General features: G+C 38.3%; 2 protein-coding genes. Both read left to right on the top strand.

What is annotated here, in order from left to right:
* Nucleotides 1-364 precede the first annotated feature (364 nt).
* The gene (locus CWB66_RS14240) at nucleotides 365-1,072 is read left to right on the top strand and encodes a hypothetical protein (protein ID WP_138585895.1); all 708 of its coding nucleotides are present in this window, start codon (nucleotides 365-367) and stop codon (nucleotides 1,070-1,072) included.
* An 85-nt stretch (nucleotides 1,073-1,157) separates the two neighbouring features.
* On the top strand, nucleotides 1,158-1,811 hold the full coding sequence (locus CWB66_RS14235; RefSeq protein WP_138585894.1) for an endonuclease: 654 nt from the start codon (nucleotides 1,158-1,160) through the stop codon (nucleotides 1,809-1,811).
* Nucleotides 1,812-1,945 lie beyond the last annotated feature (134 nt).

The following is a 1,945-nucleotide window of genomic DNA, read 5'->3' as shown; positions in this document are numbered from 1 at the left end:
AGGGGCGATTCAATCGCGGCGCGAGGTTTGTAACCTAGTGGGCTAAGTAAAAACCGAGCAACAAAGAGTTAATTGCCCCTAGAAAGAACCCTTCGGGCAGCGCATGCTTGGCATTTATGCTGCGTTATCACCTATTTATGGGGAATAACCACACATCATAGGCTCTGCCTTACTTAAATACCAAGCACACTGCTGCAAAATCAATCACGACAGGTCAATACGCCCTAAGAAGAACTCTATTTTTTAACGGTTACTATAGCTATATTTTAGATTGTTTTATAAACATAAACTGCGACATTATGTCGCAGTGATTTACCGTTGCAGTATATTAAACTAGCCAACAACAATAATAAGATAGAAGCGCATGAAAAGAATATTTAAGCCAGCTCGAAAACTACATAAATGGCTCGGTTATTTACTCGCATTACAAATTTTAGCCTGGCTATTAGGCGGCTTAGTCATGAGTGCAATCCCTCTTGAAAAAGTTCATGGTAAACATCTAGCAACACGCACTCTAAATAACCCATTTACGCAAACTGATTATGTTGCATCACTTGACAACATTACATCTCAGGTAAAAAATCCAACACAAATTATCTTTGAAAATTTTTTAACAACCCCTCTTATTACCGTCATCAGCAAAAGTGAACAGCACAGCTTTAACGGTATAACAGGTCGCCCTTTTGAAGCGCCAACTAAAATACAAATTACCGAAAATGCCAAGGCTCACCTACTCATTAATGCCGAACCAATGAGCACAATTTTTTTAAAACAAGGCTCAAGAGAAGTAGGCTATAAAAAAGATATCTGGCAAGTACAATTTAACGATACCTTTAACACAACACTGTATTTATCAGCCAATAACGGTAAAGTTGTTACCATTCGCAGCACAATATGGCGAATATTTGACTTTTTTTGGATGTTACACATTATGGATTACGATCAGCGAGAAGACTTTAATAACCCACTGCTTATTAGCTTTTCGGCAACCAGCGTACTTTTTTGCCTAAGTGGGGTTATGTTGTTGATACAAAGCTTCAGGGTTAAACGATTAACACGTATTAGAAACTAAAATAACACCTTAATTTTTATAGTCTTTAAGTTTTACCTTCAAAGCTTTAGACTACCAGCTCCTGTAGTTCACGTATGTGATGGATATGACCCGATTTATTCTGGCCTTATTGGCTTGTTTTTTGTGCGCTTCGGTATCAGGCGAACAATTTACTCGTTTTTCAACGGCTAAAAAACATTTAATTAAAACCCTACCTAAAGACGCTAAAAGTATTTATTGCGGTTGTGATATTAAAAAGCAAGGCAAAAAACTTGTTCCCGATCCCACTAATTGTGGCTATGTTCCTCGAAATACACTTACCCGCTCAGGTAAAGTAAACGTGCGAGCGTTACGTATTGAATGGGAGCATATTGTGCCAGCGTGGGAGTTTGGCCATCAGCTACAATGCTGGCAAAATGGCGGGCGCAAAAACTGCCGAAAAGTGAGTGCTAAGTTTAGACAAATGGAAGCCGATATAAACAACTTAGCACCCGCTATTGGCGAGATTAATACAGATCGCTCTAATTATCGTTTTGGTATGCTTAACGAAAAAGCAACGCAATATGGCCGTTGCGAAGTAAAAGTAAACTTTAAGCAGCGTGTGATCGAGCCACCTGTTGATGCACGTAAACGCATAGCCGATACCTACGCCTATATGCAAAAAACATACGGTTTAAAAATATCAGATAAGCAAAAAAAGCTATTTAATGCTTGGCAACAGCAGGCTTTTGCGGCGCAAGGCGATACTAAAAAATTATAGTAAACCTGAACTCTGGTTAGTTAGTTTAATTGCGCACTACTCAAAAAGTTTTATAGTGCGCAATTAAGTTAGTGAATTAAATAATTATCTAATACCAATCTGCTTATACATGCGGTCTATTTAACGTTAAGAAA

Source organism: Pseudoalteromonas sp. S558, from assembly GCF_005886635.1.
GTDB classification, from domain to species: domain Bacteria; phylum Pseudomonadota; class Gammaproteobacteria; order Enterobacterales; family Alteromonadaceae; genus Pseudoalteromonas; species Pseudoalteromonas aliena.
The sequence above is the reverse complement of the archived record's forward strand: the minus strand, read 5'-3'. Positions and strand labels throughout refer to the sequence as shown.

Excerpts from the sequence above, each read along its gene's own strand:
- CWB66_RS14240 (WP_138585895.1), top strand. The coding sequence starts at position 365 with ATGAAAAGAATATTTAAGCCAGCTCGAAAACTACATAAATGGCTCGGT.
- CWB66_RS14235 (WP_138585894.1), top strand. The coding sequence starts at position 1,158 with ATGACCCGATTTATTCTGGCCTTATTGGCTTGTTTTTTGTGCGCTTCG.